The following is a 7272-nucleotide window of genomic DNA, read 5'->3' on the forward strand; positions in this document are numbered from 1 at the left end:
GCGAGACCTCCGCCATCGCGCGTTACCTCGACGACACTTTCGACGGTCGAAAGATCATGGGTGCGACGCCTCACGAGCGCGGCCTCGACCAAATGTGGGACAACCGGGTGTGGGTGCACATCCTCTATCCCATCGTCACGGCTTTCCATGTGCTGCACCAAGGTCTCGGACCGAAGCTGGAACTGACCAGCAATCCAGCGTGGGGCGAGCATTCCCGCAAGGTGGCGCTGAATCACGCGGCGCTTGTCGATCGCCATCTAGCCGATGGCCGCGAGTGGTTGCTGGGCGGCGAGGCGCCGACGTTCTCGGATATCACGATGGCGACCGCGATCGCCTTCTCGAAGTTTCCGGTGAACGCCACGCCGCTCGATGAGCGCTTCGAGCACATCGATGCTTTCTGGCAGCGCTGGCAGCGCCGGCCGACCTTTCTGGCAGCCTATGCCGACCGGAACAGTGGCGTGCCCGAGCTCGATAACCGGGCCTGAACGCTCATACCCCTCGACACCCGCTCAATCCGAAACTCAATCTGAAGGAGGCTGCAATGCCGTTCGCACGTATCGATCTGATCCAAGGTAAAACCCCCGAATACCGCGCCGCCGTGGCCGACATCGTCTACAGGGGCATAATCGATGTCCTCAAGGCGCCCGACGGTGACCGCTTCGTGGTTGTCGGTGAGCATTCCGCCGACAACCTCATCTATGACCCCAAATTCCTCGGCTTCAATCGGTCCGCGGACTTCATGCTGATCCAGGTGACCAGCACTGTCGGAAACAAAAGAGACACGAAGTTCGCCTTCTACCGGTTCATCGCCGACGAGTTGAAAACCAAGCTGGCCGTCCGTCCAGACGACATCATGATCAACATGGTCTTCGTCGACAAAGAGGACTGGTCGTTTGGCGACGGCCAGCCCTGGTGATCGGCCACGCTCGGGGCTTGGCGATGCGAAGACGCTCTCATCGCCGACCCTGAGAACGCAACGCCAATCACCGGTCGCAAGCGGGCGGCTCAGACGCGAAGGCCGCCCGAACCGCGAAACGCAATAAAGGACGTCACGATGTCAAATCCCACGAGGGACCCAGCCGAAATTTATGCAACCGGGGCAGTCTCCCGCAGCCCCGCAGCTGACGAACTCATCCCGCCTATCCCTTCCGGACGCCCGACGAGGTCGAAGCCACGGCGAGCGCCAACGCGGCCGCATTCCAGCTATGGCGTGCTACCTCGATGACGGAGCGGGTTGCGGCTTGCCCGACGTCTCTCCTCGAGGCTCGCTTCGGGAATAGCGGTGAGGTCTGCCTTCGGCCAAGCGTTTCATTCTCGAGCGGCCAATCGCCGGGGCGTCCACGCGCAAGTTGTGGAGGCCGCTAGGAAGCTGACGGTCGGCGATCCGCTCGACCCGTCGATTGCGATGGGACCGATGGCCCGGAGCGACCTTGGGACGAACTCCATCGCCAGGTCGAGCAAACGATCGAACAAGGCGCGGCTTGCTGTTGGGCGGCCACAAGATCGACGCTGTCGGCAATTTCTAAGAGGCGACCGTGCTTGCCGACGTGACGCCGGAGATGCCGTGTTCGAACAGGAGACGTTCGGTCCGGTCGCCGCGATTACGGTCGCTGACAATGTCGAGCATGCGACCGAACTGGACAATACCAGCGACTATGGTCTGGGCGATGTTGGGGTGCCACAATCGCCCATCGCAAATCTCGAAGTTCGATCGTCACGCGTCAGTCGCCGCCTGCACTAAGAATTGGCGAAGGCGGTGTTAAACTCCCCTTCGCCGCAGCATTAATAGCTGTCCAGATCTCCAAGTCGCGCACCGGCCCGACGTGCGGGGACAATCACCCCGCTCGAACGGGGCTCCCACCAAAGACGACATGTTGGCGAAGGGTCGACGTAAAAAGGCTGTAAAGCAATCGTTGCTCGCCTTGGCTGATCTCGTCGAGCGCCGACCGGTGTTCGGACGACAACGCAAGATCAAGGGCCGCGATGTTTTCCAGCACCTGTTGGGCGCGGCTTACACCCATGAGCGTCGAGCTAATCCCCGGACGACCAATCACCCACGCGAGGGCGATCCGTGCCGAGGTTTCGCCGGTCTCTGCGGCCATTCGGCGTAGCACATCCACCATCGCCCAATTCCGCTCTGTAAACAGGCTATCGCCAAACGGATTGCTGCCGTCCAGCCGCTTGTCATCCTCGGGGCGGTTGTCTCCCTCCGCAGCGGCGTCGCGCGGCAGGCCGGCGGCCCTGGGGGCGGAAGCTTCGACTGTCGCCCGATCGTACTTTCCCGTCAGCAGGCCGTAAGCCAGAGGGCTCCACGGTTGGATGCCCAATCCGAACGCAGCGGCTAGCGGCACATGCTCATCTTCGATGTCGCGGTTCGCGAGCGAATAGAAATACTGGAGCGCGATCGGGCCCCGCATGCCGTGGACGGCGGCAAGAGTCGCGAGCTTCGCAACGTACCAGGCGGGCGAGTTCGATAGGCCCCAGTACCGAATCTTGCCGGAGCGCACGAGCGCGGTCATCGTCTCCAGCAACTCCTCCGCCGGTGTGACCGAGTCCCACACATGCACCCACAACAGGTCGACATGGTCGGTCTGCAGACGGCGGAGCGACCCATCGAGGGAGGCGTAAATGTCCTTGGCGCCATTTCCGCCGGAAAGCAGGCCTTTGCCCGTGGCGAAGCCCGACTTGGTCGCCACGACGATTGCATCTCGCAGCCCACGTTCCTTGATGAAGGCGCCGAGCATCTCCTCGCTGCGACCGCCGGAATAGACGTCAGCCGTGTCGACGAAGTTGCCGCCCGCATCCACGTACGCATTGAAGATTTCGCGCGAGGCGTCCTCGCCCTGGCCCCAACGAGCGGTGCCGAAGGTCATGGTCCCGAGCGCCAGAGGGCTGACGACAAGGCCGGAGCGGCCGAGGGTGCGATAGTCGTTGAGCGGCATGATCTCAGATTCCCATGGTATTTTATATCGATCGATAGGAAACCCTTACTCCCACTTGCAAAGGGGCGTCAATAGTTTCATAGTGATCGCCATGGAACATGCTTCTTCCAGACCCGCCCGCAAAACCGGCCGGCCATTGTCGTTTGATCGCGAGAGAGCTCTAGAACAGGCGATGCTGCTCTTCTGGCGGCATGGATATGAGGCGACATCGCTGAACGAGCTGACGGCGGCGATGGGTATAACGTCGCCGAGCATTTACACAGCCTTCGGGGACAAGAAGCGCCTGTTCCTTGAAGCGGTGGGTCGGTATCTTTCCGGTCCGGTCACTTCCGAAACGATTATTGCCGACGCGAACTCTGCTCGAGAAGCCGCGTCGAACCTGCTGAGATCGTCGGCCATTGGTTTCACGGGTGCCGACACGCCTCCCGGTTGCCTGCTCGCCAGTTCGGCGATTAGTTGTTCTGCAGCCGCGATTGATGTGCAGCGCGAACTCGCGGCCATTCGGCTATCCATCGAAACTCGACTGAGGGACCGTATCGTGACGGGCATCGAAGCCGGTGAACTGCCGGCAGCCACCGGCGCGGAAGCTTTGTCCGCGCATGTGATGGCTGTCATCCAGGGGATGTCTACGCTCGCACGCGATGGGGCCTCTCGGGAAAAGCTCCTCTGGGTCGCAGATGCGGCCATGGCGGCTTGGCCAGCGCCAAACTGATGCGCAGCGCTAAACGTCTGGTCTAAGACTTGACGCCAACGCCTTAAGTACATTTCACCCGCGTCGGGCGGGGTCGTAGCACTCGCATAGTCCTCACGTTCGGCAAAATGGACATCTCGATCAATGCGTCCTGAATACCTTGTGGATCACGTGGCGATACTCAGCCGGTTACCCTTCTCAAGGCCAAACGATTTGGCGTCGTTTACAAGCCCGTCACTCCTTTAGAACGGATTACGCGGCAGCCTCACATCGGCGGTTTAACGCCCTTGCCTATGGTGACGAGGCCGGCCTGATCGCCCGGATTGGTCTTGATCATCACGGCAGAGCCTATGGCGACTGCCGATCGGTCGCTCAGCATGTAGCGCACGACCGGCGCGTTGGGCGGTACGGTCATCCGGAAGCTCTTGCTGCCATCGGCATAGGTGATGGTGAGCGCACGAGCGCTCTCGCCGCCCGCTTCAGCGGAAACGACACCGTTCGTCATGTTGGTCTTGGTAAGCTTGGTCGGCGCGGGCGAAACATTTGACACCAGGCCGTTCGTGGTGTCCCGGGCGGTTTGCACGGCGGTCGGGTCCGGCAAAGGATCCCATCCGTAAAAGCTGATACGACCAGCGCGCATGTTGTCGGGTATGATCGCGAGCTCGACCGCGACCAGGGCGCTAGAAGCGCCTTTGACCGCAGCCCCGACGAAATCGTTGACCTTGATTTCCTCGACGCTGGACGGCACGACGTCGGCATAGGTCGTGTAAGCGCCCGTCTTTAGCGTGATGACGCGACCATCTTGCTCTTTGAGCGTGATGCTGTCGTCATCAACCACGGTGATCGTGCCGCGGACGCGGGCGGGCGTTTCACCGAAGGCCGGTCCGGTGGCGATGAGGGCCGCGGCGCCTGCCGTAAAAAGCAGGACGGGGCCGACGCGATCTTGAGTTCTAGCCATCGGAGATTCCCTTGTGCGAATAGTCGTCGTTGCCGGTAGAAATTGGCTTGTGGCATGTCTTTCCGCTGCGGCACGATCACGTGTTTGCATCCCGCCGAGGTTGTCAGAGCCAGGGCTCGCCCTTGCCGGACGACCAGCCTTCGACTGATGACCAGGAAGCGGTCGCCCTCTGCCGTGGGGACCCCAACGATCCCGCCTCACACAACTTCTGCCAACATAGCGCGATACTCAGCGGGTTTGCCCTTAAGCAGGTCGACACCTGCAAACGGCATTGAAAGGTGTCCTTCGGGAGGGGGCCTGGGCGATTGAATTCCTGAGGACCATAGGCGAGGTACGCGGAGCGCCTCCGTCAATTGAGGTAAATCCCTTCCGCTCCTGGGAGCGCGGCCGAGTTGTATGGAGGCTAGGCATGACGGGGCGGGACACTCCTCCAACTCGCTGTCAGTTAAGCGGTACGGATATAGTTCGGACGTCCAAACGTCAGCAACCGGTTCAGGGCAGCGGCGGCGATAGCAACCTCGGTCGCCTCGTTCCGATCGGCGCCTCGACCTTGGCCCACAGGTTGTAGCCGCTAGCTCTTTGTCGGCCATTCTGCCGCTATCGGCAATCATCCGCAGATGCCGGTGCGCCGTGCCTGAGCGGTTGCGGCGGATCCGCTCGCCACCGCGCAGGCCCGCGGCAGCACGATGACCACACCGCCTGGATGACGCTCGGCAACAGCCCAGCATCATCGGTAATGCGGTCTATCATGCGACGGGCAAGCGCGTCCGCGACCTGCCGATTCTTATGGATAAACTTCTGGTTTGAGCGGCCGTCCAATCAGATCTGCCATCGGGATGCGAGTATTCGGCGCTGGATAGTTAGCTTGCGGTCGGCGCACGATGCTGAACGCGTCGGGCAGATCAACAATATAGAGTGCGTACAAAGACTATTCTGCTCTCTCTCGGTGGCGCCAGCCAGCCGCGGGCTCCGCAAGGACGACGCGTTCCTCCCGAGCGTGAAAGCTGTCGGCGACCCGGTGATCAGGCCGAGCTCGCCGATGTATTCGCCAGGACCAATCCGGCCCCGCCGGATTCAACCGCGTGTGGTCGCCGGAAGAGTTCAAGAACCCCGTTAGCGATCAAAAAGATCGAGGTCGCCACGGCGCCAAGGTCAGATCAGCTCCACTGGCTCGGCCGTGCGCGCCTCCGTCGGGCCGGCTAGCGATTGCAGTTCCGCGGGCGACAGAGCCCCGAACAGCGCGAGGGCTGCGAATTTACCTCGTTTTACTGGCTGCTCTAGCTCGCATAGCCGACAAACATTGCTGGATAAAGCACCGCCATCTGGCCGGAGACCTTGGATGACCAAGAACAACGACATGGCCCAGCCCAACTATCAGGCGGCCGCAAACGAGATTCAGCCCTTTGGAGCCCTGAAGGACCTCCCGCTCGGCCTCGACGACAATGCGCGCGGCGCGAGCGTCGCCGCGCTGAACCAGGTGCTCGCCGACACCATGACCATCCGCGATCTCTACAAGAAGCATCACTGGCAGATGTCGGGAGTGACTTTCTATTCGCTGCATCTGCTGCTCGATAAGCACTTCGAAGAGCAGTCGGACCTGGTCGACAGCATCGCCGAACGGATCATGGGGCTCGGGGGCATCTCGCTCGCCATGGGCCACGATGTTGCCAAGGAGACCAGGATACCATTCCCGCCCCGGGGCCGCGAAGACGTGCCGACGCAGCTTTCGCGCCTGTTGAAGGCGCACGAGCTGATCCTGACCTTCGCGCGCAAGGCGGCCGACGAGGCCAGCAAGGCGGGTGACGAAGGGACCAACGACCTCCTGATCTCGGAGGTCGTCCGCACCGGCGAGGCGCAGGTCTGGTTCCTGGCCGAGCATCTGGCCGGCACACCGCTGCTTCCGAACGAGCGCTAAGAGGGAATCTGCTTATCACTCAGGAGGAAGACTGATGAAAACCGTATTGATCACGGGCGCCGGAACCGGCTTCGGATATGAAGCCGCAATGCGGCTTGCCGAAAAGGGTTTCGACGTCATCGCCGCCGTTGAGATCTACGCTCAGGTTCAGCCGCTCAAGCGGGCAGCCGCTGCCCGTGGGGTCGTACTCAAGGTCGTGAAGCTGGACGTTACCAACGAAGGTGACCGGAACAAGGCGCTCGCGTGGAACGTCGAGATCCTGGTGAACAATGCCGGCGTGCTCGAGGGCGGCGCGGTGGTGGATATCCCCGGCTTCAACATGCGCAATGAGTTCGAAGTCAACGTTATCGGCCCGGTCCTCCTGACGCAGGGGATCGCCAAGCAGATGGCCAAGCGCAAGGAAGGGCGGATCGTCTGGGTCTCGTCGCGCGAGGGCATCAACGTAAACCCGTTCACTGGCATCTATTCGGCGTCCAAGCATGCGATCGAGGCGGTCGCGCAGACGATGAGCTTGGAGTTGCAAGAGTTCGGAATCGAGGTCGCGACCGTCAATCCCGGGCCCTTCCTGACCGGTTTCAACGATCGGGGCTTCCAGACATGGGAAAGCTGGGTCGATGATCCGTCGCAGCGATTGTTCGACTATTCGAAGCTGGCCTTCCCGCGCGCGCAGTTCGATCCCGAACCCGTCTACGCCACCCTCACGGCGGTTGCCGCCGGCGAGGGCGACACATTCCGCAACCTGGAGCCCAAGTCCATGCTCGAGGGG

8 protein-coding genes are annotated in these 7272 nt (G+C 61.7%); 6 read left to right on the forward strand and 2 right to left on the reverse strand.

Going from position 1 to position 7272, the window contains the following annotated elements; all coding sequences use genetic code 11:
* The 3 genes from EN943_RS32885 to EN943_RS32895 all read left to right on the forward strand — a co-directional run.
* Nucleotides 1–485, forward strand: a 485-nt coding sequence (locus tag EN943_RS32885; RefSeq protein WP_127416117.1) for a glutathione S-transferase C-terminal domain-containing protein, incomplete at its 5' end; no start/stop codon positions are given.
* A gap of 56 nt (nt 486–541) precedes the next feature.
* The gene (locus EN943_RS32890) at nt 542–916 is read left to right on the forward strand and encodes a tautomerase family protein (protein WP_127416118.1); all 375 of its coding nucleotides are present in this window, start codon (nt 542–544) and stop codon (nt 914–916) included.
* A gap of 435 nt (nt 917–1351) precedes the next feature.
* A complete protein-coding gene (locus EN943_RS32895) occupies nt 1352–1741 on the forward strand; it encodes an aldehyde dehydrogenase family protein (protein WP_245476062.1) in 390 nt (129 codons plus the stop codon).
* 94 nt (nt 1742–1835) lie between these two features.
* Here EN943_RS32895 and EN943_RS32900 read toward each other — a convergent pair whose 3' ends face one another.
* The gene (locus tag EN943_RS32900; RefSeq protein ID WP_127416120.1) at nt 1836–2942 is read right to left on the reverse strand and encodes an aldo/keto reductase; all 1107 of its coding nucleotides are present in this window, start codon (nt 2940–2942) and stop codon (nt 1836–1838) included.
* On the opposite strand from EN943_RS32900, the gene EN943_RS32905 reads away from it, so the two are divergent.
* Entirely contained in the window at nt 2941–3654 is a 714-nt protein-coding gene (locus EN943_RS32905; RefSeq protein WP_245476063.1) for a TetR/AcrR family transcriptional regulator, read from the forward strand. The two genes, EN943_RS32900 and EN943_RS32905, sit on opposite strands and share 2 nt — an antisense overlap.
* 244 nt (nt 3655–3898) lie before the next feature.
* Here EN943_RS32905 and EN943_RS32910 read toward each other — a convergent pair whose 3' ends face one another.
* A complete protein-coding gene (locus EN943_RS32910; RefSeq protein WP_164778499.1) occupies nt 3899–4681 on the reverse strand; it encodes a hypothetical protein in 783 nt (260 codons plus the stop codon).
* Between the two features lie 1249 nt (nt 4682–5930).
* Here EN943_RS32910 and EN943_RS32915 point away from each other — a divergent pair.
* Both EN943_RS32915 and EN943_RS32920 read left to right on the forward strand, forming a co-directional pair.
* Entirely contained in the window at nt 5931–6506 is a 576-nt protein-coding gene (locus EN943_RS32915; RefSeq protein WP_127416122.1) for a DNA starvation/stationary phase protection protein, read from the forward strand.
* A 34-nt stretch (nt 6507–6540) separates the two neighbouring features.
* Nucleotides 6541–7272 (forward strand): SDR family oxidoreductase (locus EN943_RS32920; RefSeq protein WP_206522854.1); only part of this gene is annotated, 732 nt, incomplete at its 3' end.

The sequence above is a fragment of the Mesorhizobium sp. M7A.F.Ca.US.006.01.1.1 genome (assembly GCF_003997935.1).
Taxonomy (GTDB): domain Bacteria; phylum Pseudomonadota; class Alphaproteobacteria; order Rhizobiales; family Rhizobiaceae; genus Mesorhizobium.